24 protein-coding genes and 2 pseudogenes are annotated in these 20,195 nt (G+C 70.0%); 17 read left to right on the forward strand and 9 right to left on the reverse strand.

What is annotated here, in order from left to right:
• Positions 1 to 88 precede the first annotated feature (88 nt).
• From C7444_RS17990 to C7444_RS18010, 5 genes are all read left to right on the forward strand, one after another.
• Positions 89 to 391, forward strand: coding sequence for an urease subunit gamma (locus tag C7444_RS17990; protein WP_110402239.1), 303 nt, complete (start codon positions 89 to 91; stop codon positions 389 to 391).
• 72 nt (positions 392 to 463) lie between these two features.
• Positions 464 to 1,075 carry a HupE/UreJ family protein gene (locus C7444_RS17995; RefSeq protein WP_110402240.1) on the forward strand — a complete coding sequence of 204 codons (612 nt, stop codon included), beginning with the start codon at positions 464 to 466 and terminating at the stop codon, positions 1,073 to 1,075.
• Positions 1,076 to 1,095: 20 nt separating this feature from the next.
• Positions 1,096 to 1,401 (forward strand): urease subunit beta, encoded by a 306-nt coding sequence (locus C7444_RS18000; RefSeq protein WP_110402241.1) that lies wholly within the window; start codon positions 1,096 to 1,098, stop codon positions 1,399 to 1,401.
• Positions 1,401 to 3,128 (forward strand): urease subunit alpha, encoded by a 1,728-nt coding sequence (gene ureC, locus C7444_RS18005; RefSeq protein ID WP_110402242.1) that lies wholly within the window; start codon positions 1,401 to 1,403, stop codon positions 3,126 to 3,128. Before C7444_RS18000 ends, ureC begins: the two co-directional genes overlap by 1 nt.
• 69 nt (positions 3,129 to 3,197) lie before the next feature.
• Entirely contained in the window at positions 3,198 to 3,578 is a 381-nt protein-coding gene (locus C7444_RS18010; protein WP_110402243.1) for a c-type cytochrome, read from the forward strand.
• A 32-nt stretch (positions 3,579 to 3,610) separates the two neighbouring features.
• Here C7444_RS18010 and C7444_RS18015 read toward each other — a convergent pair whose 3' ends face one another.
• Complete coding sequence (locus C7444_RS18015; RefSeq protein WP_110402265.1) at positions 3,611 to 4,285, reverse strand: alpha/beta hydrolase; 675 nt, start codon at positions 4,283 to 4,285, stop codon at positions 3,611 to 3,613.
• 207 nt (positions 4,286 to 4,492) lie between these two features.
• Here C7444_RS18015 and C7444_RS18020 point away from each other — a divergent pair, with 207 nt between their 5' ends.
• From C7444_RS18020 to C7444_RS18055, 8 genes are all read left to right on the forward strand, one after another.
• On the forward strand, positions 4,493 to 5,101 hold the full coding sequence (locus C7444_RS18020) for a LemA family protein (protein WP_211317598.1): 609 nt from the start codon (positions 4,493 to 4,495) through the stop codon (positions 5,099 to 5,101).
• 27 nt (positions 5,102 to 5,128) lie between these two features.
• Positions 5,129 to 6,097 carry a TPM domain-containing protein gene (locus tag C7444_RS18025; RefSeq protein ID WP_110402244.1) on the forward strand — a complete coding sequence of 323 codons (969 nt, stop codon included), beginning with the start codon at positions 5,129 to 5,131 and terminating at the stop codon, positions 6,095 to 6,097.
• Positions 6,098 to 6,099: 2 nt separating this feature from the next.
• The gene (locus C7444_RS18030; protein ID WP_310732635.1) at positions 6,100 to 6,699 is read left to right on the forward strand and encodes a TPM domain-containing protein; all 600 of its coding nucleotides are present in this window, start codon (positions 6,100 to 6,102) and stop codon (positions 6,697 to 6,699) included.
• Positions 6,700 to 6,772: 73 nt separating this feature from the next.
• Entirely contained in the window at positions 6,773 to 7,465 is a 693-nt protein-coding gene (ureE, locus tag C7444_RS18035) for an urease accessory protein UreE (RefSeq protein WP_110402246.1), read from the forward strand.
• 20 nt (positions 7,466 to 7,485) lie between these two features.
• Complete coding sequence (locus tag C7444_RS18040) at positions 7,486 to 8,220, forward strand: urease accessory protein UreF (protein ID WP_110402247.1); 735 nt, start codon at positions 7,486 to 7,488, stop codon at positions 8,218 to 8,220.
• Between the two features lie 113 nt (positions 8,221 to 8,333).
• On the forward strand, positions 8,334 to 9,245 hold the full coding sequence (locus C7444_RS18045) for a dioxygenase family protein (RefSeq protein ID WP_110402248.1): 912 nt from the start codon (positions 8,334 to 8,336) through the stop codon (positions 9,243 to 9,245).
• 85 nt (positions 9,246 to 9,330) lie between these two features.
• Positions 9,331 to 10,563 (forward strand): MFS transporter, encoded by a 1,233-nt coding sequence (locus C7444_RS18050; protein ID WP_110402249.1) that lies wholly within the window; start codon positions 9,331 to 9,333, stop codon positions 10,561 to 10,563.
• 101 nt (positions 10,564 to 10,664) lie between these two features.
• Positions 10,665 to 11,435, forward strand: a complete 771-nt coding sequence (locus C7444_RS18055; protein ID WP_110402250.1) for a ParA family protein — start codon at positions 10,665 to 10,667, stop codon at positions 11,433 to 11,435.
• Positions 11,436 to 11,487: 52 nt separating this feature from the next.
• On the opposite strand, the gene C7444_RS18060 is transcribed toward C7444_RS18055, so the two are convergent.
• The 3 genes from C7444_RS18060 to C7444_RS18070 all read right to left on the reverse strand — a co-directional run bounded on the left by C7444_RS18060 (position 11,488) and on the right by C7444_RS18070 (position 13,895).
• On the reverse strand, positions 11,488 to 11,850 hold the full coding sequence (locus tag C7444_RS18060) for an FKBP-type peptidyl-prolyl cis-trans isomerase (RefSeq protein WP_110402251.1): 363 nt from the start codon (positions 11,848 to 11,850) through the stop codon (positions 11,488 to 11,490).
• 91 nt (positions 11,851 to 11,941) lie between these two features.
• Positions 11,942 to 12,913: a tRNA glutamyl-Q(34) synthetase GluQRS gene (gene gluQRS, locus C7444_RS18065; RefSeq protein ID WP_110402252.1), complete on the reverse strand. Its 972-nt coding sequence runs from the start codon at positions 12,911 to 12,913 to the stop codon at positions 11,942 to 11,944.
• A 19-nt stretch (positions 12,914 to 12,932) separates the two neighbouring features.
• The gene (locus C7444_RS18070; protein ID WP_110402253.1) at positions 12,933 to 13,895 is read right to left on the reverse strand and encodes a LysR family transcriptional regulator; all 963 of its coding nucleotides are present in this window, start codon (positions 13,893 to 13,895) and stop codon (positions 12,933 to 12,935) included.
• 116 nt (positions 13,896 to 14,011) lie between these two features.
• Here C7444_RS18070 and C7444_RS18075 point away from each other — a divergent pair, with 116 nt between their 5' ends.
• The 3 genes from C7444_RS18075 to C7444_RS18085 all read left to right on the forward strand — a co-directional run bounded on the left by C7444_RS18075 (position 14,012) and on the right by C7444_RS18085 (position 16,189).
• Positions 14,012 to 14,728, forward strand: coding sequence for a pirin family protein (locus C7444_RS18075; RefSeq protein WP_110402254.1), 717 nt, complete (start codon positions 14,012 to 14,014; stop codon positions 14,726 to 14,728).
• A 73-nt stretch (positions 14,729 to 14,801) separates the two neighbouring features.
• Complete coding sequence (locus C7444_RS18080; RefSeq protein WP_110402255.1) at positions 14,802 to 15,356, forward strand: flavodoxin family protein; 555 nt, start codon at positions 14,802 to 14,804, stop codon at positions 15,354 to 15,356.
• 113 nt (positions 15,357 to 15,469) lie between these two features.
• Positions 15,470 to 16,189 (forward strand): DUF599 domain-containing protein, encoded by a 720-nt coding sequence (locus C7444_RS18085; RefSeq protein WP_110402256.1) that lies wholly within the window; start codon positions 15,470 to 15,472, stop codon positions 16,187 to 16,189.
• A gap of 33 nt (positions 16,190 to 16,222) precedes the next feature.
• Here the strand turns inward: C7444_RS18085 and C7444_RS18090 are convergent, their stop codons facing one another.
• A complete protein-coding gene (locus C7444_RS18090; protein WP_110402257.1) occupies positions 16,223 to 17,020 on the reverse strand; it encodes a sulfurtransferase in 798 nt (265 codons plus the stop codon).
• A gap of 107 nt (positions 17,021 to 17,127) precedes the next feature.
• Here C7444_RS18090 and C7444_RS18095 point away from each other — a divergent pair, with 107 nt between their 5' ends.
• Positions 17,128 to 18,360, forward strand: coding sequence for a glycerophosphodiester phosphodiesterase (locus C7444_RS18095; RefSeq protein ID WP_110402258.1), 1,233 nt, complete (start codon positions 17,128 to 17,130; stop codon positions 18,358 to 18,360).
• 91 nt (positions 18,361 to 18,451) lie between these two features.
• Here C7444_RS18095 and C7444_RS18100 read toward each other — a convergent pair whose 3' ends face one another.
• The 4 genes and pseudogenes from C7444_RS18100 to C7444_RS20425 all read right to left on the reverse strand — a co-directional run.
• Positions 18,452 to 18,946, reverse strand: coding sequence for a 2TM domain-containing protein (locus C7444_RS18100; RefSeq protein WP_110402259.1), 495 nt, complete (start codon positions 18,944 to 18,946; stop codon positions 18,452 to 18,454).
• Between the two features lie 181 nt (positions 18,947 to 19,127).
• Positions 19,128 to 19,271: pseudogene (locus C7444_RS18105) on the reverse strand (transposase); the annotation flags it as partial.
• A gap of 132 nt (positions 19,272 to 19,403) precedes the next feature.
• Entirely contained in the window at positions 19,404 to 19,952 is a 549-nt protein-coding gene (locus C7444_RS20075; RefSeq protein ID WP_146219438.1) for a hypothetical protein, read from the reverse strand.
• A 51-nt stretch (positions 19,953 to 20,003) separates the two neighbouring features.
• Positions 20,004 to 20,195: pseudogene (locus tag C7444_RS20425) on the reverse strand (hypothetical protein); the annotation flags it as partial.

Here is a 20,195-nt window from a genome sequence, read left to right on the forward strand (position 1 = left end):
GCTGGAGGTGCAGGGCCGCGTTCAAGAACCGCACCAGTGCCGCGACCCTGCACTACGATGGCATTCATCCTGCTGACAGCGAGCCACCATGGAACTGACCCCGCGCGAAAAAGACAAGCTGCTCATCTTCACCGCCGCCTTGCTGGCCGAGCGTCGCAAGGCCCGGGGGCTGAAGCTGAACTACCCCGAGGCGATCGCCCTGATCACCGCCGCCATCATGGAAGGCGCCCGTGACGGCAAGACCGTCGCCGACCTGATGAGCGACGGCAAGCAGGTGCTCGGCCGGGCCGACGTGATGGACGGCATCGCCGAGATGATCCCGGAAATCCAGGTCGAGGCCACCTTCCCGGACGGCACCAAACTGGTGACCGTGCACCAACCGATTGCGTAAGCACCAATAAAGTGCATTGTTGATTGCAAATCACGCAATGCCACATTCCTCCCCGTTGAATCCGGAGACTCCATGAACATCACCCTATCGCGCCTGCTGCGCCGCGCCTTGCCTGTCGCCGGCCTGCTCGCCACCGCCTCCGCCGGAGCCCACACCGGCGTGGATGCTGGCAGCCACCATGGTCTGCTGAGCGGCTTTGCCCATCCCATCACCGGGCTGGACCATCTGGCGGCCATGATTGGCGTGGGCCTGTGGAGCGCCATCAGCGCCCCGGCCGTGGACCGCCGCATGCTGTGGGCACCGCTGAGCTTCGCGCTGATGCTGCTGGCCGGCGCATTGCTGGGCTACGCCGGGATCGAACTGCCTGCCGTGGAACCCATGATCGCCGCATCGGTGCTGCTGCTGGGTCTGCTGGCGACTGCTCGGTTGGCCCTGCCCGGTGCAGCCGCTGCGGCGCTGGTCGGTGCATTCGCCGTCTTCCACGGCGTGGCCCACGGGCTGGAACTTGGCCAGGCCAACGCCGGCCTGGCCGCGCTCGCCGGCATGGTGATGGCCACCGCGCTGCTGCATGGCACGGGTCTGGCCATCGGCATCACCCTGCGCGAACGCAACGTCTGGCTGCCGCGTCTGGCCGGGACGGCCGTGACCCTGTTCGGTGCCGCGCTGGTCGGCGGCTGGGCCTGAAGCCCGGGGCGGAGCACACCATGATCCCCGGAGAACTCTTCACCGACGAGGGCGAGATCCCCCTCAACCCCGGCCGGCGCACGCTCACGCTGGTGGTCGAGAACGCCAGCGACCGGCCCATCCAGGTCGGCTCGCACTACCACTTCGCCGAGACCAACGCCGGCCTGAGCTTCGACCGTGCCGCGGCGCACGGCATGCGGCTGAACATCGCCAGCGGGCTGGCGGTGCGCTTCGAGCCGGGCCAGCAGCGCACGGTCGAGCTGGTCGACCTTTCGGGCGACCGTCAGGTCTGGGGTTTCCGCGGCCTCGTTCAAGGAGCCTTGTGATGGCAAGCATCGGAAGACGCGCCTACGCCGAGATGTTCGGCCCCACCACCGGTGACCGCCTGCGGCTGGCCGACACCGAGCTGATCCTCGAGGTCGAGCAGGACCTGACGCTGCGGGCCGGCGGCTACGGCGAGGAGGTCAAGTTCGGCGGGGGCAAGACCGTGCGCGACGGCATGGGCCAGAGCCAGCGCCCCAACGGGCCCGGGCCGGGCGACGCGGTGGACTGCGTCATCACCAACGCGCTGATCCTCGACCACTGGGGCATCGTCAAGGCCGACATCGGCCTGCGCGGCCAGCGCATCTGCGCCATCGGCAAGGCCGGCAACCCCGACGTGCAGCCCGGCGTGGACATCGTCATCGGCCCGGGCACCGAGGTGATCGCCGCCGAAGGCATGATCGTCACCGCCGGCGCGATCGACACCCACATCCACTTCATCTGCCCGCAGCAGATCGAGGAGGCGCTGAGCTCGGGCGTGACGACGATGATCGGCGGGGGCACCGGGCCTGCCACCGGCACCTTCGCCACCACCTGCACGCCCGGCCCCGAGAACATCGCCCGCATGCTGCAGGCGGCCGACGCCTTCGCGATGAACATCGGCTTCCTGGGCAAGGGCAACGCCAGCCGCCCCGAAGGCCTGCGCCAGCAGACCGAGGCCGGGGCCATCGGCCTGAAGCTGCACGAGGACTGGGGCACCACGCCCGCGGCGATCGACAACTGCCTGAGCGTGGCCGAGGAGGCCGACGTGCAGGTGGCGATCCACACCGACACGCTCAACGAATCGGGCTTCGTCGAGGACACCATCGCCGCCTTCAAGGGCCGCACCATCCACAGCTTCCACACCGAAGGCGCGGGCGGTGGCCACGCCCCCGACATCATGAAGGTGGTGGGCGAGGCCAACGTGCTGCCCTCGTCGACCAACCCGACCCGGCCCTACACGATCAACACGCTCGACGAGCACCTCGACATGCTGATGGTCTGCCATCACCTGGACGCGGGCATCGCCGAGGACCTGGCCTTCGCCGAGAGCCGCATCCGCCGCGAGACCATCGCCGCCGAGGACATCCTGCACGACCTGGGCGCCATCAGCATGTTCAGCTCCGACTCGCAGGCCATGGGCCGCGTGGGCGAGGTGATCATCCGCTGCTGGCAGACCGCGCACAAGATGAAGACCCAGCGCGGCAAGCTGCCCGACGATCCGGCGCGCGCCGACAACGCCCGCCTGAAGCGCTACATCGCCAAGCTCACGATCAACCCGGCGCTGGCCCACGGCATCGCCCACGAGGTCGGCTCGGTCGAGGTCGGCAAGTGGGCCGACCTGGTGTTCTGGCGCCCGGCCTTCTTCGGCGTCAAGCCCAGCCTGGTGCTCAAGGGCGGCTTCATCGCGATGGCCGCGATGGGCGACCCGAACGCCTCGATCCCGACGCCGCAGCCGGTGCACTACCGGCCGATGTTCGGCAGCTACGGCGGCGCCATCGCCCGCACCTCGCTGAGCTTCGTCAGCCAGGCCGCGCTGGCCAGCGGCGTGGGCGCCGCCTACGGCCTGCGCAAGACGCTGTCGGCCGTCCGGGGCTGCCGCACCGTGCGCAAGGCCGACATGGTGCACAACCACTACACGCCGGTGATGGAGATCGACGCGCAGACCTACCACGTGCGCGCCGACGGCCAGCTGCTGACCTGCGAGCCCGCCACCAGCCTGCCGATGGCACAGCGGTATTTCCTGTTCTGAGTTGATGCCCGTCAAGACGGCCGCCGCCCCAGCCCCTAGGCTGCGGGCGGTCCCATCCTGAGAGCCGTCATGCGTTTCCTGTCGTTCGCCCTCGCGGCGCTGTCCATCGCCGCCACCCCCGCCCGCGCCAACCCGGCCGAAAACGACGCCTACCTGCTGCAGCTGGCCACCGACAGCGGCTGCATGGCCTGCCACGGCGTGCTGCCGGCCGCACGGCGCGCCGACGGGCTGCCGCCGATCGCGCCCGCCTGGCGCGACATCGCCATCAAGTACCGCGACGACCCCGGGGCCTCGGACCGGCTGACGGGCATCGTCATGACCGGCTCGAACCCGCGCGCGCGGCACTGGACCGGCAAGACCGGCGCCAGCGCGATGCCGCCCAACGCGGCGGTGATCAGCGAGGCCGATGCCCGCATGCTGGTCAACTGGCTGCTCATCCTGGTGCCTTGAGCGTGGCGCCGTGACCGGCCACCGCGGCGGGTTCAGCCCGCCGCAGGCACCAGCACCTTCAGCAGCCAGGCCTCGAGGTCGTCGATCTCCTCCTGGCAGACCGAATGTTCGATCGGGTAGTCGTGCCACTCGACCCGGTGGCCCAGCGCCCGCAGCGTGTCGCGGGCGGCCTCGCCACGCGCGGGCAGCACGACGGGGTCGAAGCGGCCATGGCCCATGAAGACCGGCACGTCGCGGCTGGCGGCGCTGCGCTCGGCCGCGGTGGTCGAGGCCAGCGGCAGGTAGCCCGACAGGCAGGCCAGCCCCGCCAGGGGCCCAGGCGTGCGCAGGCCGGCCAGCAGGGCCATGGCGCAGCCCTGGGAAAAGCCCATCAGCACGATGCGCCCGGGGGCGATGCCCCGCTCGATCTCGCGGTCGATCAGCGCCTGCACGCCGGCCCGCGAGGCGCGCAGCCCAGCCTCGTCCTCGCGGCCGGCGAGGTCCGGGCCGTAGAGGTCGTACCAGGCCCGCATGCGCATGCCGGCGTTGCGGGTGACGGCGCGCACCGGCGCATGCGGGAAGACGAAGCGCATCGGGCCCACCGGCGACAGGTCGAGCTCACGCGCGATCGGCACGAAGTCGCTGCCGTCGGCGCCCAGGCCGTGCAGCACGATCAGGCTGGCCACGGGGGCCTCGCCGGACTGGAGTTCAAGGGTGTCGAGGTCCATGCGGAGCAGCATAACGCGCGGCCGCACGCCTGCACGGACGTGTCCGGCCCGCCGGGCCGACGGTGGGCCGGACACGACAATGCGCCGACCCGGGTGCGCGCGAGCCCGTCCGGCGAGCGGTTCGGGCCCGATTCCGTGGTACATCTCACGCCCTGGGGCGAAGTGGTGTGCGCCCCGCATCCACTCCACCCACAGGAATTCCAGACCATGATCCGACGTGTTCTGCTGGCCGCGGCCAGCCTGATGCTCGCCGCCAGCCTGAGCGGCTGCGGCTACAACGACTTCCAGCGCCTGGACGAGCAGACCAAGGCCGGCTGGGCCGAGGTGCTCAACCAGTACCAGCGCCGGGCCGACCTGATCCCCAACCTGGTGGCCACCGTCAAGGGTGAAGCCGGCTTCGAGCAGGACACGCTGACCCGGGTGATCGAGGCGCGGGCCCGCGCCACCGGCATCCAGGCCACGCCGGAGCTGATCAACGACCCCGAGGCCTTCCAGAAATTCCAGGCCGCGCAGAGCGAACTGCAGGGCGCGCTGAGCCGCCTGCTGGTCGTCAGCGAGAACTACCCCAACCTGAAGGCCAACCAGGCCTTCCAGGACCTGCGGGTGCAGCTCGAGGGCACCGAGAACCGCATCACCGTGGCGCGCAACCGCTACATCGCGACGGTGCAGGAGTACAACGTGCTGGCGCGCAGCTTCCCGAGCAACCTGACGGCGATGGCCTTCAGCTACCACGTCAAGCCCAGCTTCACGGTGCAGAACGAGGCCCAGATCTCCAGCCCGCCCAGCGTGAGCTTCGACAAGCCGGCCTCGCGCTGATCCCCCGCCCTGCACGCCCCCCTGACGATGACTGCCCTTGCCCCCCTCGCGGCCGCCGTGCCGCGGCCCGGACGCTGGCTGGCCCGGCTGCTGCTGAGCAGCTGGCTGGCGCTGACCGGCCTGCTCGCCACCGGACCGGCCACCGCCCAGACGGTGCTGCCGGTGCCCGAACTCACCGGCCACCTGCTCGACCAGAGCCAGCTGCTCAGCCCGACCGAACGTGAGCAGATCGAGGCCCAGCTGACCCAGCTCGAGAAGGACCTGGGCAGCCAGCTGGTCATCCTGATCCTGCCGACCACGCAGCCCGAGGACATCGCCGCCTACGCGCAGCGGGTGGGCGACCAGTGGAAGGTCGGCCGCGCGGCCGTCGGCGACGGCCTGCTGCTGGTGGTGGCCACGCAGGACCGCAAGCTGCGCATCGAGGTGGCCAAGACGCTGGAAGGCGCGATCCCCGACCTGGCGGCCCGGCGCATCATCGACCAGGAGATCGGCCCGGCCTTCGGACGAGGCGAATACGCCGCCGGCCTGACCCGCGCCGTGGCCCGCCTGCGCGAGCGCATCGCCGCCGAAGGGCTGGAGACCCCGGCCAGCGGCGCGGCCGCGGGCCGGTCCGCCGGGGACGGCGAGTTCGACTGGACCAGCGTGGGCATCGTCGCGCTGATGGGCGCGCTGGTGATCGCCAAGGTGCTGCGCGCGCTGCTGGGCCGCTGGCTCGGCGCGCTGGGCACGGCCGGCCTGGTCGGCGCGATCGCCTGGGTGATCAGCCACAGCCTGCCGATCAGCGCCGTCGTCGGCCTGATCGGGCTGCTGGCGGTGCTGTTTGGCGGCTCGTCGGGCGGCGGCGTCGGACGCCGCAGCGGCCCGCTGGTGGTGGGTCCGGGCGGCGGCTGGAGCGGCCGCGGGGGCTGGGGCGGTGGTGGCGGAGGATCGTCGGGCGGTTTCAGCTCGGGCGGCGGCGGCAACTTTGGCGGCGGCGGCGCCTCGGGAGGATGGTGATGGTGACGATCGACGAAACCCAGGCCGGGGCCGCGGTGGATGCCGTGGAGACGCAGACGGCCGAGCCGCCGGCGCTGCCGACCCGGCCGAGCCGGTGGCAGCGCCTGAAGCGCCTGCTGCGGCACCAGTGGTCCGATCCGCAGGACGCCCGCCGGGTGCTGAGCTCGCGCGCGCTGGACCGGCTGCAGTATGCGGTGCACACCAGCGAGACCGGCCACTCCGGCGAGATCCGCCTGTGCATCGAGGCCGGCCTGCCGCTGGCCGACCTGTGGCGCGACACCACGCCACGCGAGCGGGCGGTGACGCTGTTCGGCGAGCTGGGCGTGTGGGACACGGAGCACAACAACGGCGTGCTGATCTACCTGCTGCTGGCCGACCGGGCGATCGAGATCGTCGCCGACCGGGGGCTGATGCGGCACGTGGGCACCGACGAGTGGGCGGCCATCACCGAGCGCATGAGCGAGTCCTTCGCCGCCGCGCGCCACGAGGAGGGCATGGAGGCCGCGATCGCGGCCGTCGATGCGCTGCTGCGGGCCTATTTCCCGCGCGAGCCCGGCAGCCTGGACGTCAACGAGCTGCCGGACGTGCCGGTGCTGATCTGAGCGGACCCCACGGGGCCGCCGGGCCGGGTCACAATCCGGCCTGACTCATCTGCCGCGGCTCCGCCGACGACCCATGCTCACCGTCAACAAGCTCATTCCCCGTGGCCAGGGCCTGGCCGCCGTGCTGCTCAAGCGGGCCGCCCGCGTCGAACTCGACTGGGACGTGCGCCAGAAAAGCCGCTTCGACGCCACCGACAGCAGCGGCCGCACGATCGGCGTCTTCCTGCCGCGGGGCACGCTGGTGCGCGGCGGCGACGTGCTGGTCGCCGAGGACGGCAGCCTGATCCAGGTGGTCGCCGCAGCCCAGCCGGTGCTGGTGGTGCGCCACTGCAGCGAACACGGCAGCGCCTTCGACCTGCTGCGGGCGGCCTACCACCTGGGCAACCGCCACGTGCCGCTGGAGCTGCGCCCCGACCGCATCCAGCTCGAACCCGACCACGTGCTGGCCGACATGCTGCGCCAGATGCACCTGATCGTCAGCGAGGAGCAGGTGGCCTTCGAACCCGAAGGTGGCGCCTACGCGGCAGGCGGCCACGGTCATGCCCATGCCGGCCACGATCACGGGCACGCACACCAGGCCGACCACGACCATGGGCATGCCCATGGCCACGCCCACGAGCCGGTCCATGTGCACGGGCCGGACTGCCAGCATGGCCATGCCCACGCCCCGGCGGCCCCCGCCTCGCGTGGCAAGCCGCTGGGCATCGCCGTGACCGCCGCGCCGGCACCGCATGTGCACGGCCCGGGCTGCGGCCACGACCACTGAACCGACGGCCCGAGCCCCGCATGCCCCGAGTCCTGCCCCCGGCCCCGAGCACCTCGCCGCAGGCCCTCCTCCAGCTGCTCTGGCTCGCCTCCCCGGCGCTGCCGGTGGGCGGCTTCAGCTACTCCGAAGGGCTGGAAGCGGCCATCGACACCGGCCGGGTGCAGGGCGAGGCCGATGCCCTCGCCTGGCTGGTCGACCAGCTGCACCTGAGCCTGGCGCGCGCCGATCTGGCGGTGGTCGCCCAGGCCCACGCCGCCTGGGCCCGCCACGACACCGCCCGCCTGCACGAGCTCAACGACTGGGTGCGCCTGACCCGCGAAAGCCAGGAGCTGCGCCAGCAGACCGAGCAGATGGGCCGCTCGCTGCTGGAGTGGCTGCGCACGCTGGAGCGCCAGCGCCTCGAGCAGGGCGAGTCGGCCGACGAGCGCGTGGCCACGCTCGCCACGCTCAAACCCGCACCGAGCTGGCCGGTCGCCTGGGCGCTGGCCGTGCAGCGCAGCGGCGCGCCGCTGCGCGAGGCGCTGCTGACCCACGCCTTCGGCTGGGCCGAGAACATGGTGCAGGCGGCCATCAAGGCCGTGCCGCTGGGCCAGAGCGCCGGCCAGCGCATGCTCGCGCGGCTGGTGCAGGAGATCCCGCCGGCGGTCGAGCACACGATGGCCCTGCCCGACAGCGCCCGCCAGGCCCACAGCCCGATGCTGGCCATCCTGTCGGCCCGCCACGAGCAGCAGTACTCCCGGCTGTTCCGCTCCTGAACGGCGACGGCCCGCGTGAGCAGGTGCCGCCGTTCACGCAACAGCAAAACTCGCGGGGGAACATGCAGCGCCCGACCCCCGGCTGATCCGTCAGCCACCGCTGAGGAGCTGCCATGCCTGCCCACGACCACGATCACGATCACGGCCTGAACCACGACCTGCGACGCCTGGTCGAGCTGGAACGCCGCCGCCAGGCGCTGCGCCTGCTGGGCGGCGCCGGGGCGCTGGGCGGGCTCGGCGCCTTCGGCCTGCTGGCCGGGGGCTGCGGTGGCGGCGGGGCCGATGCCGGCCTGGCGCTGTCGGGCTCGAGCACGTCCGGCAGCTCGAGCACCACCACCAGCAGCGGCAGCACGACCTCGTCGAGCGGCACGTCGTCGTGCAGCGTCATGCCCGAGGAGACCGCCGGGCCCTACCCGGGCGACGGCTCCAACAGCGTCAACGGCAGCGTGGCCAACGCGCTGGCGCTCAGCGGCATCGTGCGCAGCGACATCCGCTCGAGCTTCGGCAGCGCCTCGGGCACCGCCGCGGGCGTGCCGATGACGGTGACCCTCACGCTGGTGAACACCAACGGCGGCTGCGCGGCGCTGGGCGGCTACGCGATCTACCTCTGGCACTGCGACCGCGGCGGCAACTACTCGATGTACTCCTCGGGCGTGACGGCGCAGAACTACCTGCGCGGCGTGCAGGCCACCGACAGCGCCGGCCAGGTCAGCTTCCAGACCATCTTCCCCGGCTGTTATTCGGGTCGCGTGCCGCACATGCACTTCGAGGTCTACCCCAGCCTGGCCACGGCCACCGGCTACGGCAACAAGATCCGGACTTCGCAGCTGGCCTTCCCGACCGGCGACTGCACGACCGTCTACGGCACGGCCACCGGCTACGGCAGCAGCCTGAGCAACTTCAACAGCATCAGCTTCGCCACCGACAACGTCTTCAGCGACGGCGTGACGCTGGAGATGACGACGGTCAGTGGCAACGTCAGCGACGGCTACACCGCGACGCTCACGGTGGGCATCGCCGTCTGAGGCCCGGGCGGGCCACCCGGCGCGGCGCCAGCGCGACCGCCGCCACGCCGCTATGCTCGGATGTCCGACGACTGCCGCCCGCCCCATGTCCGATCCCGATTCTTTCCGCGCCCTGCTGGGCCACCGCTCCTACGTCTATTTCTGGCTGACCCGGCTGAGCAGCCAGCTCGCCGGCCAGATGATGATGGTCGCGCTGGGCTGGCAGATGTACGACCTCACCAGCAGCGCCTGGGACCTCGGCCTGGTCGGACTCGCGCAGTTCCTGCCCGCGCTGCTGCTGACGCTGCCCGCCGGCCACGTGGCCGACCGCTACCACCGCGCCCGCGTCATGCTGGGCGCCACCGCGCTGCAGGCGCTGGCCGCCGCCGGCCTGACCTGGGCCAGCCACGGCGGCTGGGCCAGCCGCGAGCTGATCCTGCTGGTCTCCATCGGCCTGGGCGTGGCCAAGGCCTTCCAGATGCCCGCCAGCCAGGCGCTGCCGGCGCTGCTGGTGCCGATGGGCCTGCTGCCGCGGGCGGTCGCGCTGAGCTCCAGCGGCATGCAGCTGGCCATCATCGGCGGGCCGGCCATCGGCGGGCTGCTCTACGTGGCCGGGGCCGACGTGGTCTACCTGCTGTGCGCCGCGCTGCTGCTGCTGGGCTGCGCGCTGGCCGCCGGCATCCGCCACGAGGCCCCGGCCGCCGCCCAGGCGCGCAGCTGGCGCACCGTGTTCGACGGCGTGCACTTCCTGCGCGGCCAGCCGGTGATGCTGGGCGCGATCTCGCTGGACCTGTTCGCGGTGCTGCTGGGCGGCGCGACCGCGCTGCTGCCCATCTTCGCCAAGGACATCCTGCACACCGGCCCGTGGGGCCTGGGCCTGCTGCGGGCGGCCCCGGCCGTCGGGGCGCTGCTGATGTCGGCCTGGCTGGCGCGGCGCCCGCTCGAGCGCCGGGTCGGCCACTGGATGCTGTCGGCCGTCGGCGTGTTCGGCCTGTGCATGCTGGTGTTCGCGCTGTCGACCTCGCTGTGGCTGTCGATGGTCGCGCTGCTGGTGTCGGGGGCCGCGGACATGGTCAGCGTCGTGATCCGCCAGACCCTGGTGCAGCTCGAGACGCCCGACGAGATGCGCGGGCGCGTCAGCGCGGTGAACTCGATCTTCATCGGCGCGAGCAACCAGCTCGGCGAATTCGAGTCCGGCACCACCGCCGCGCTGATGGGCCCGGTCGGCTCGGTGCTGCTGGGGGGCGTGGGCGTGCTGGCGGTGACGCTGGCCTGGACGCGGCTGTTCCCGGGCCTGTGGCAGCGCGACCGGCTGCACCCGCAGCGCGAGCCGTCCTGATCGATGCTGCAGTGCAACAGCGGCGTCAGCGAGCGCAGGCACAATGACACTTCCACAAGGCGCGCCACGGCGGTGCGCCGTGCAGTCAGGGGTGTTCCAGCATGCGTCGAGTCGTGTTCAACCAGAAGGGTGGCGTGGGCAAGTCCACCATCACCAGCAACCTGGCCGCCATCAGCGCCCACCAGGGCCTGCGCACGCTCGTGCTCGACCTCGATCCGCAAGGCAACTCGACGCGCTACCTGATGGGCGACAGCGCCGACCAGCTCGAGGTGACGCTGGCCGACTACTTCGAGGAGACGCTGAAGTTCAGCTTCGACGCCCGCGGGGTGGGCGACTACCTCTACGAGACGCCGTTCGAGCACCTGCACATCATGCCCTCCAGCCCGAAGCTCGACGAGCTGCACGGCAAGCTCGAGTCGCGCTACAAGATCTACAAGCTGCGTGACGGGCTGGACCAGCTGGCCGCGCACTACGACCGCATCTACATCGACACGCCGCCGGCGCTGAACTTCTACACCCGCTCGGCGCTGATCGCCGCGCAGCGCTGCCTGATCCCGTTCGACTGCGACGACTTCTCGCGCCGGGCGCTCTACAGCCTGATGGAGAACGTGCAGGAGATCCGGGCCGACCACAACCCCGGCCTGGAGGTCGAGGGCATCGTGGTCAACCAGTTCCAGCCACGCGCGAGCCTGCCGCAGAAGGTGGTGGCCGAGCTGATCGCCGAAGGCCTGCCGGTGCTCCAGCCCTACCTGAGCGCCTCGGTCAAGATCAAGGAGTCGCACGAGCTGGCGCGCCCGATGATCCACCTCGACCCCAGGCACAAGCTGACGCTGGAGTTCGTCGCGCTGCACGACCGGCTGGAACAGGCCTGAAGCGGGGCGGGTGACCGGGACCGGTCACCCTGGCCCATGGCAAGGCGCTGGCTCAGTAGCCCAGGAAGTCGACCTCGAACACCAGCATGGCGTTCGGCGGGATCACGCCACCGGCGCCACGGGCGCCGTAGCCCAGCTGCGCCGGGATGGTCAGCACGCGGGTGCCGCCGACCTGCATGCCCTGCACACCCTCGTCCCAGCCGCGGATCACCATGCCGGCGCCGAGCGGGAAGCGGAAGGGCTGGCCACGGTCCTTGCTGGAGTCGAACTTGCGGCCACGGCCGTTGGGCTGTGCCGGGTCGTGCAGCCAGCCGGTGTAGTGCACGCTGACTTCGCGACCGGCCACGGCGGTTTCGCCGGAACCCGTCACCGTGTCTTCATACTGCAGACCGGATTCGGTGGTGATGGTGGGCATGGAGGTCTTCCTCTTGTGGGGGTGACAACATCGCCGCCGGGCCATCACCCGGGGGATCGGGCGGCTCGCTCCGGACGGCGCAAGGCCGCGATCATGCCACCGTCGGCACCGGGCCCGCATCCGGACCCCCCGCAGATGACGGCCGGCCGGCCGCAGGCCCCCAGCGCAGCGACCAGGCGTGCACCGCCCGGTCCAGCAGGTCGGCCCTCGATCCGGCCCCGGCCAGGGCCGGATCGCTCAGGCCGAGCCCGGCGCAGGCCTGCTGCAGCGTGGCCACCGGATCGTGCACCGCCGCCGCGGCCGCGCCGTTCTGCTTGGACAGCTTCTCGCCGTCGGCGCCCAGCACCAGCGGCGTGTGCAGGCAGCGGGGCGCGGGCAGGCCCAGCGCCTGCTGCAGCCAGCGCTGGCGCGGCGTGTTGTCGGCCAGGTCCTCGCCCCGCACGATGTCGGTGATGCCCTGCTCGGCATCGTCGACCACCACCGCGAGCTGGTAGGCCCACAGGCCGTCGGCCCGGCGCAGCACGAAGTCCCCGACCGTGCCGGTCAGGTTCTGGCGCATCGCGCCGAGGCGCCGATCCTGCCAGTCGATCCACACCGGCCGGCCCGCGGGGTCGGTCGAGCACAGGCGCACGGCCCGGGCCACCCGGCCCTGCAGGCCGCCACGGTCCGGCCGGCAGGTGCCCGGATACACCAGTTCACCATGGCGCATCCGGCCCGGTCCGGTCGCGGCCTGCGCGGCGGCGATCTGCGCCCGCGTGCAGGCGCAGCCATAGGCCAGGCCGGCCTGCAGCAGGCGCTCCAGCGCGACGGCGTAGGCGGCGCCGCGGCGCGACTGCCACCAGGGCGGCTCGTCGGGCACCAGGCCCAGCGCCTCGAGCTGGGCGAGGATCAGCCGGTCGGTGCCCGGCGGGCAGCGCGGCCCGTCCACGTCCTCGATGCGCACCAGCCAGCGCCCGCCATGGGCCCGGGCATCGAGCCAGGAGGCCAGCGCCGCCACCACCGATCCCGCATGCAGCGGCCCGGTCGGCGACGGCGCAAAACGGCCGACGTAGCCTGTCGTCATGCAGTCGCTCCGGCCGCTGTCAGAACATCAGGCCGGTGTGCTGCTCGAGCAGCGCGCGGCGGGTGGTCGGGCTGGCCAGCTGCTGCAGCCACCAGGCCAGCGCGCTGCCCGGCGGGGCGGCGGAGCGGCGCCAGGCGTAGTGCAGGTCGATCGGCGGGACCGGCTCCTCGAGCTGCCGCAGCACCAGCCGGCCGGCCTCGACATGGCGGCGCACCAGCGTCTCGGGCAGGCGGCCGCAGGCCAGGCCGCGGATCTGCGCCTCGAGCTTGGCCACCAGCGAGGGCAGCGTCAGCACGTCCTGCCCCGGCTGCACGCCGAAGGTGCGGCGCTCCATGCGCTGCGCGGTGTCGGCGATGGCGGCGATGCGGTGGCGGGCGACGACGCTGGCGGGCACCGGCTCGGGCTCGTGGGCCAGCGGATGGTGGGGCGCGACGGCCATCACCATGTCGAGCACGCCCAGCGGCTCGCAGCGCACCTCCTGCTGGGCGGCCGAGGTCGGGATGACGCCGATGGCCAGGTCGACCTGGCCGGTCAGCAGCGCCTCCCAGGTGCCGGTCAGCACCTCGTGCTGCACCCGCAGGCGGGTCGGCGGCGGCCCGCCGGTGGCGGTCTCCAGGCCGTAGAACGCCTCGATCAGGTCGTAGAGGGCCGACGGCGCGATGATGGTGTCGACCGCGATCGCCAGGCTGGTCTCCCAGCCGGTGGCCACCCGCTGCACCCGATTGGCCACCGCATCCATCTGCTGCAACAGGCGACGGCCCTCGCTGAGCAGCTCCTGCCCGGCGGCCGTGAGCTGGGCCTGGCGCGAGCTGCGGTCGAACAGCAGCGCGTCGAGCGCCTCCTCGAGCTGGCGCACGTTGTAGGTCAGCGCCGAGGGCACCTTGCCCAGCTCGCGGGCGGCCGCGGCGAAGCTGCCGGTGCGGGCGATGGTGTCCATCATCTCGAGCGCTTCGGGCGTCAGGGCGTGGCGGCGTTGGGTCATGGGCGGCCCCTCTCGGGATGGGGATCAGGAATTCAAACCGATTGAATGATGCCATCAGTGCCACGCAGCGGCCAGCCGCACCCCGGCGCGCATCATGGGCGCCTCAGGAGCATTCCATGCAAACGCTGCGCACATCCGCCGAACGGGGCCACGCCCGCCACGGCTGGCTCGAGAGCTTCCACAGCTTCTCGTTCGCCGACTACCACGACCCCGCCCGCATGGGCTGGGGCAACCTGCGGGTCATCAACGAGGACTTCGTCGCCGCGCACAAGGGCTTCGGCACCCATGGCCACCGCGACATGGAGATCGTCACCTACGTGCTGTCGGGCGAGCTGACCCACCGCGACAGCCTGGGCAACGGCGCGGCGATCCGTGTCGGCGAGGTCCAGCGCATGAGCGCGGGCACCGGCGTGCAGCACAGCGAGGTCAACCACGCCGACGTGCCGGTGCACCTGCTGCAGATCTGGCTGCTGCCCTCGCGCCGCGGCCTGCCGCCCAGCTACGACCAGCGCCTGGTCGACGCCGCCGACAAGCGCGGCCGGCTGCGCCTGATCGGCGCGCCCGTCGACGGCACGCAGGCCGCCGACGCCGACGCCGTGCTGCAGCTCAACGCCGACGTGCGCCTGTGGGCCGGCTGCTTCGACGGCGCCGAGCGGGCCGAGCTGGCCCTCGACCCCGCCCGCAAGGCCTATGTGCAGCTGGCCCGCGGCCGGCTGGTCGCCAACGGCCTGGCCATGAAGGCCGGCGACGCGCTGGCGATCGACGCCGAATCCCGGCTGACCCTCGAGCAGGGCCAGGACGCCGAAGTCCTGGTCTTCGACCTGATGGCCTGAGCGGCCGGCCTGCACGGCCCCCGCCCCAGCCCTCCCCCTTGATTCTTCCCCTGAACGACCCGAAGGAAACACCATGAGCAAGAACATCGTCATCGTCTACCACAGCGGCTACGGCCACACGGCCCAGATCGCCAAGGCCGTGGCCGAAGGCAGCAGCGGCACGCTGCTGGCCATCGATGCCGAAGGCAACCTGCCCGAAGGTGGCTGGGAGCTGCTGGCCGCCGCCGACGCCATCGTGATGGGCTCGCCCACCTACATGGGCAACGTCAGCTGGCAGTTCAAGAAGTTCGCCGACGCGTCGTCCAAGGCCTGGTTCACGCAGGGCTGGAAGAACAAGCTGGCCGCGGGCTTCACCAACTCCGCCTCGCTGTACGGCGACAAGCACACCACCCTGTCCTACCTGACCACGCTGGCGATGCAGCACGGCATGCTGTGGGTGGGCGCCGGCATGATGCCCGCCAACACCAAGGCCTCGACCCGCGACGACCTGAACAACCTGGGCATGTCCGCCGGCCTGATGACCGCCACGCCGTCGGACGCCGGCACCGACGAGATGGTCCCGGGCGACCTGGCCACCGCGCGCGCGTTCGGCCAGCGGGTCGCCGAGACCGCCGCCCGCCTGAGCTGAACGGGGCCCGCCCCCGATCCGGCCGCCCGCCTCGGGCCGTCGGATCGGACGGGCCGGGCAGGTCCGTGATGACCGCAGACCGGTGCGCCCGGCATGGCGCTACAGTGCCGGCCATGGAATTCCTGCTGCGTATGATCAAGGTGCTGCCGCTGGCCGACTGGCTGGCGCTCGGCGCGTTCTTTGCCGGCTGGGTCGGCTATGTGCACTTCGCCAAGGCCCGCGCCCAGCGCCGGCCCTCGGTGCTGGCCAGCACCAACCGCATCCGCAAGGAGTGGATGCTGCAGACCACCTACCGCGAGAACCGCATCGTCGACGGCGCGGTCGCGCAGAGCATGGCCAGCAGCCCGAGCTTCTTCGCCTCGACCACCATCTTCATCATCGGCGGCCTGATGGCGGCCATCGGCGCGACCGACAAGGCCTCCGAGCTGGTGCAGGAGCTGCCCTTCGCGGCGCGCACCTCCACGCTGGTGCTCGACCTGAAGCTGCTGGTGCTGACGGGCATCTTCGTGCACGCCTTCTTCCGCTTCACCTGGTCGATGCGGCAGTACAGCTTCGGCGCGCTGCTGATCGGCGCGGCGCCCTCGCCCAAGTCCTTCGAGACCGTCACCGATGCCGAATACCGTCGCCGTTATGCCGACCGGTCGGGCCGGGTCATGGGGCTGGCCGCCGAGACCTTCAACGACGGGCTGCGCGCGGTCTACTTCAGCTTCGCCGCGGTGCTGTGGTTCCTGTCGCCGCTGGCGATGGTGCTGGGCACCGCCAGCGTGATCTGGGTGCTCTACCAGCGCGAGTTCCACTCCGAGGTGGTGGCCATGCTCAACGAGCAGGTCTGAACCCCGGCCCGGCCCCGTGGCCGGGCGTCGACGTCAGCGGGCGTCGCCGTCGAGCGGAGCCGGACCCCCGGCCTGCGGTGCGCGCACCAGCGGCGCCAGGGCCGCGCCCAGCGTCTCGCGCTCGTCGAACACGAAGCAGCCGCCCTGCCAGCCCGGCGCACCGTCGGTTTCCTCGAAGTACTTGAGGATGCCGCCCTCGAGCTGGTAGACATGCTCCAGCCCGGCGTCGCGCATGAAGATCGCCGCCTTCTCGCAGCGGATGCCGCCGGTGCAGAAGCTCACCACCGTCTTGTCGCGCAGGGCCTCGCGGTGCGCCAGCAGCGCCGCGGGGAACTCGCTGAACTTCTTCAGGCGCCAGTCGATCGTGTCGGCAAAGCTGCCCGCATCGACCTCGAAGTCGTTGCGGGTGTCGAGCGTCACCACCGGGCGGCCCTCGTCGTCATGGCCCTGGCTCAGCCAGCGAGCCAGCGTCGCCGGTGCCACGCTGGGCGCCCGGCCCGCCACCGGACGGATGTCCGGGCAGTTCATGCGGATGATCTCGCGCTTGACCTTGACCTTCAGGTGGCGGAAGGGCACGGCCTCGCTCCAGCTCTCCTTGGGCGCCAGGTCGGCGAAGCGTGCATCGCACCGCAGGTAGCGCACGAACTCGCGCACGCCCGCTTCCGGCCCGGCCATGAAGAGGTTGATGCCCTCCTCGGCCAGCAGCAGCGTGCCCTTGAGGTGGCAGGCGCGTGCATTGCCCAGCAGGGGCAGGCGCAGGTGCTGCACATCGGGCAGGCCGACGAACTTGTAGGTGGAGATGTTGAGGATGGGTGCGTTCACGCTGCCCATTGTAGAAAACCGGGAGGCCGGTGTGGTCATGCCACCGACACCGCGCCGACATGGTGCTGTCGCGCCTCGCGAACATGCTCGACCCTCTCGTGTGAAGAGGAGATCTCATGTTGGTGAACCAGTCTTTCCCGTCGACCCTGCGCCACGGTGCGCTGGCCGCCGCCTGCGCCCTGGCCGCGCTGGGCCTGAGCGCCTGTGGCAGCAGTGACGACGACGGCCCGGCCACGCCGGCGCTGGCGACGCTGGACGGCCAGCCGCCGCAGGTCGTCGGCCACCGTGGCGCCTCCGGCTACCTGCCCGAGCACACGCTGGAGGCCTACACCCTGGCCATCAACCAAGGCGCCGACGTGATCGAGCCCGATCTGGTGATGACCAAGGATGGCGTGCTGATCGCCCGCCACGACCCCAACCTGATCTACAGCACCAACGTCGAATCCATCGCCAAGTTCGCCAGCCGCAAGAAGACCGTTCTGGTCGACGGCGCGAGCGAAACCGGCTGGTTCGCCAGCGACTTCACGCTCGCCGAGATCAAGGAGCTGGGCGCCATCATCACCACCGACGCCACCCGCCCCAAGACCTACGACGGCCTCTACAAGATCCCCACGCTGCAGGAAATCATCAACCTGGCCAAGTCGCGCAGCACCGGCAGCCGCACGGTGGCGATCTACCCCGAGACCAAGAACCCCACCTTCCACCGCGACCTCGGCCTGCCGCTGGAGGACACGCTGATCACCCAGCTGACGGCCGCCGGCTGGAACAGCCGGACCGCGCCGGTCTACGTGCAGAGCTTCGAGCCAAGCAGCCTGAAGTACCTGCGCAGCAAGGGCCTGAACGTGCGCCTGATCCAGCTGATCGACGCCGACGACTACGACCTGAAGACCGGCAAGCTGACCTACGCCGCCCCCTACGATCGCCCCTACGAGTGGACCCAGGCCGGTGACACCCGCACCTTCGCCGCCATGGTGACGGCCGCCGGCCTGGCCGAGATCAAGACCTACGCCGACGGCATCGGCCCGTGGAAGCCCTACATCGTGCCGGTCAAGGGCGACCTCGACAGCGCCGGCAACCTGAAGGACCTCAACGGTGACGGCGTCGTCAACTACGCCGACGCCCGCAGCCAGACCCCCACCACCCTGATCGCCGACGCCCACAAGGCCGGCCTGTTCGTGCACGCCTACACCTTCCGCAACGAACAACGCCGCCTGGCCTACGACTACAACGGCGACCCGCTGGCCGAGTACAAGCAGTTCTACCGCCTCGGACTGGACGGCCTGTTCACCGACTTCCCCGACACCGCCGTGGCCGCGCGGGCGGAGTATCTGAAGGAAATGGGGCGCTGAGCGTCTGGCTCCCGCCCGCGAATTTGCACACGATTCGTCCGAGGCGACGCCCGGCCCGAGCGGCAAGGCGTCGCCTTTTTCATGCCGCCGCCTACAGCGGCCGCCCCAGACGCTTTTCGACCTGGCGCTTTTCCCACTCGGCGCCGAAGAACGGCACCAGTTCAAACGTGGACAGGGCGTGGGCGACGATGCCGATGCCCCAGCCCAAAGCCGGCCAGAAAAACCACAACCGGTGGGGCGTGGAAATCAAGTTGAACATCGTCAACCCAGAAATCACCAGCACATACTGCATCAGGTGCACATAGAACTTGCGCAGTTTTCTGACGTGCTGCATGGCCAGCAACTCCTGCGCCTCGGTGCTGGTGGTCGGATTGGGGCTGACGCCGTTGGACAGATGGAGCATGGGTGCCTCGCTGTTGAGCTCAGAGAAATCGATCTCAAAGACCGATGCCAATGACTTCAAGGTCTCGACGCTCGCGCCCTGGCCGCGCTCGATGCGCTGGATGGTCCGCACACTCAAGCCGCTCAGCTCAGCCAGTTGCTGCTGCGACCATCCGCGCTGCAGCCGTAGTTTTTGAACAAGCATGGAAACTCCTGAAGATCACGCCCTGCAGCTTGGGCCCCATGCTCTCACATCGCCAACGACAGCAGCCTGACAGCCCGCGCCACGGGGGCGACTGTCAGGTGACAAGGCCCCCTGGCGCCCCAGAACCCGCCCGTCGCGGCGCACATCAGGCCTCCAGCAGAGAGACCTGCAGCCGCTGGCACCGCGCCAGCCAGCTCAGCGCGTTGAACACCTCGCGCAGGTCGTGCCGGCGCTGCGGCGGTTTCACATCCATCAGCGTCAGGTACGGCGCCACGAAATGCCACTCTTCTTCGCTGATGTCGCTCGGGTAGGGTTTTCGGGTCACGATTTCAGGCTAGCTCTGGCCCACCACGGCCGGGGGGAAGTTCATAACACGCTCTAGGCTGGAGCAATATTGGCTGCCGTTTGAATGGCGCATGACTCGCCTGTGTTGGATATTAAAAATTAATATATTTGGTTATTTTTGGTTTGGCACAAAGGCAAGGGCGCCATCTCGCTTCGTATTCCACGGAGGCAGATGATGAAACTTTTCTTCATAGCCAATGAGAAATTCAAGCTCGTCGTATTTCCCAGAGCCATCCAGGATGTCCAGTAGGCAGTCTTTGATGGAGAAACCCAGTTGCAGCAGGCTAGTGGTTAGTTTGTTTGCGACTGGATGGCCATGCTTCGTGTCATTTTTTGCAAAGCCGAATTTTCTGTAAATTTCCTCTGCATTCTTACAGGCGTGAAATAGTTTTTTATAGCGCCCATTGTCTCGGCCCGAGGAATGCCCCCCGATGTAAAGAATCCTGAGAGGGTCGTTTGCATTCGGAATTGCAGCGATAGATGAGTGTTTTTCGATTGCAAACGGAGCCAGTCGTAAAACATAAACAAGGCCCCCCTTAAATGATGCCTTGAAGTGGTCGATTGAGTTATCACAAAGAGAAATTGTCTCGACAGGCAGGCTTCTCGTTTCGTAAGCGTTTAATGCTTGCAATGCTAAAGTTCGATGTTGCTCGTTTTGCATGTGATCTGCTTTGTTTGCCGAGAGCCCATTAACACGGCAATTAAATAGAGATTACCATGAGGCGCAAGCTGCATAAGCGATGCTCCGGCTCTTGAAGTATCGGATAACCCGCTGTGGCGCACCTTTGAGCTTCTCCATGAAATCAAGTGCGATTCTCTTCAAGTCATACACGCTCTGCGCCGCAGGACGTGTTCTCAACTCAGTCTTCAGGTCACGATTCAAGATTTCGTCAGGATTCGCCTC

The organism is Sphaerotilus hippei, assembly GCF_003201595.1.
Lineage (GTDB): Bacteria > Pseudomonadota > Gammaproteobacteria > Burkholderiales > Burkholderiaceae_C > Sphaerotilus > Sphaerotilus hippei.

Excerpts from the sequence above, each read along its gene's own strand:
- C7444_RS18100 (WP_110402259.1), bottom strand. The coding sequence starts at position 18,946 with ATGCTTGTTCAAAAACTACGGCTGCAGCGCGGATGGTCGCAGCAGCAA.
- C7444_RS17990 (WP_110402239.1), top strand. The coding sequence starts at position 89 with ATGGAACTGACCCCGCGCGAAAAAGACAAGCTGCTCATCTTCACCGCC.
- C7444_RS18085 (WP_110402256.1), top strand. The coding sequence starts at position 15,470 with ATGGAATTCCTGCTGCGTATGATCAAGGTGCTGCCGCTGGCCGACTGG.
- C7444_RS18095 (WP_110402258.1), top strand. The coding sequence starts at position 17,128 with ATGTTGGTGAACCAGTCTTTCCCGTCGACCCTGCGCCACGGTGCGCTG.
- C7444_RS18075 (WP_110402254.1), top strand. The coding sequence starts at position 14,012 with ATGCAAACGCTGCGCACATCCGCCGAACGGGGCCACGCCCGCCACGGC.
- C7444_RS18010 (WP_110402243.1), top strand. The coding sequence starts at position 3,198 with ATGCGTTTCCTGTCGTTCGCCCTCGCGGCGCTGTCCATCGCCGCCACC.
- ureC (WP_110402242.1), top strand. The coding sequence starts at position 1,401 with ATGGCAAGCATCGGAAGACGCGCCTACGCCGAGATGTTCGGCCCCACC.
- C7444_RS18000 (WP_110402241.1), top strand. The coding sequence starts at position 1,096 with ATGATCCCCGGAGAACTCTTCACCGACGAGGGCGAGATCCCCCTCAAC.
- C7444_RS18080 (WP_110402255.1), top strand. The coding sequence starts at position 14,802 with ATGAGCAAGAACATCGTCATCGTCTACCACAGCGGCTACGGCCACACG.
- gluQRS (WP_110402252.1), bottom strand. The coding sequence starts at position 12,913 with ATGACGACAGGCTACGTCGGCCGTTTTGCGCCGTCGCCGACCGGGCCG.
- C7444_RS18060 (WP_110402251.1), bottom strand. The coding sequence starts at position 11,850 with ATGCCCACCATCACCACCGAATCCGGTCTGCAGTATGAAGACACGGTG.
- C7444_RS18055 (WP_110402250.1), top strand. The coding sequence starts at position 10,665 with ATGCGTCGAGTCGTGTTCAACCAGAAGGGTGGCGTGGGCAAGTCCACC.
- C7444_RS18070 (WP_110402253.1), bottom strand. The coding sequence starts at position 13,895 with ATGACCCAACGCCGCCACGCCCTGACGCCCGAAGCGCTCGAGATGATG.
- C7444_RS18045 (WP_110402248.1), top strand. The coding sequence starts at position 8,334 with ATGCCTGCCCACGACCACGATCACGATCACGGCCTGAACCACGACCTG.
- C7444_RS18040 (WP_110402247.1), top strand. The coding sequence starts at position 7,486 with ATGCCCCGAGTCCTGCCCCCGGCCCCGAGCACCTCGCCGCAGGCCCTC.
- C7444_RS18050 (WP_110402249.1), top strand. The coding sequence starts at position 9,331 with ATGTCCGATCCCGATTCTTTCCGCGCCCTGCTGGGCCACCGCTCCTAC.
- ureE (WP_110402246.1), top strand. The coding sequence starts at position 6,773 with ATGCTCACCGTCAACAAGCTCATTCCCCGTGGCCAGGGCCTGGCCGCC.
- C7444_RS18025 (WP_110402244.1), top strand. The coding sequence starts at position 5,129 with ATGACTGCCCTTGCCCCCCTCGCGGCCGCCGTGCCGCGGCCCGGACGC.
- C7444_RS18020 (WP_211317598.1), top strand. The coding sequence starts at position 4,493 with ATGATCCGACGTGTTCTGCTGGCCGCGGCCAGCCTGATGCTCGCCGCC.
- C7444_RS20075 (WP_146219438.1), bottom strand. The coding sequence starts at position 19,952 with ATGCAAAACGAGCAACATCGAACTTTAGCATTGCAAGCATTAAACGCT.
- C7444_RS18015 (WP_110402265.1), bottom strand. The coding sequence starts at position 4,285 with ATGGACCTCGACACCCTTGAACTCCAGTCCGGCGAGGCCCCCGTGGCC.
- C7444_RS17995 (WP_110402240.1), top strand. The coding sequence starts at position 464 with ATGAACATCACCCTATCGCGCCTGCTGCGCCGCGCCTTGCCTGTCGCC.
- C7444_RS18090 (WP_110402257.1), bottom strand. The coding sequence starts at position 17,020 with ATGGGCAGCGTGAACGCACCCATCCTCAACATCTCCACCTACAAGTTC.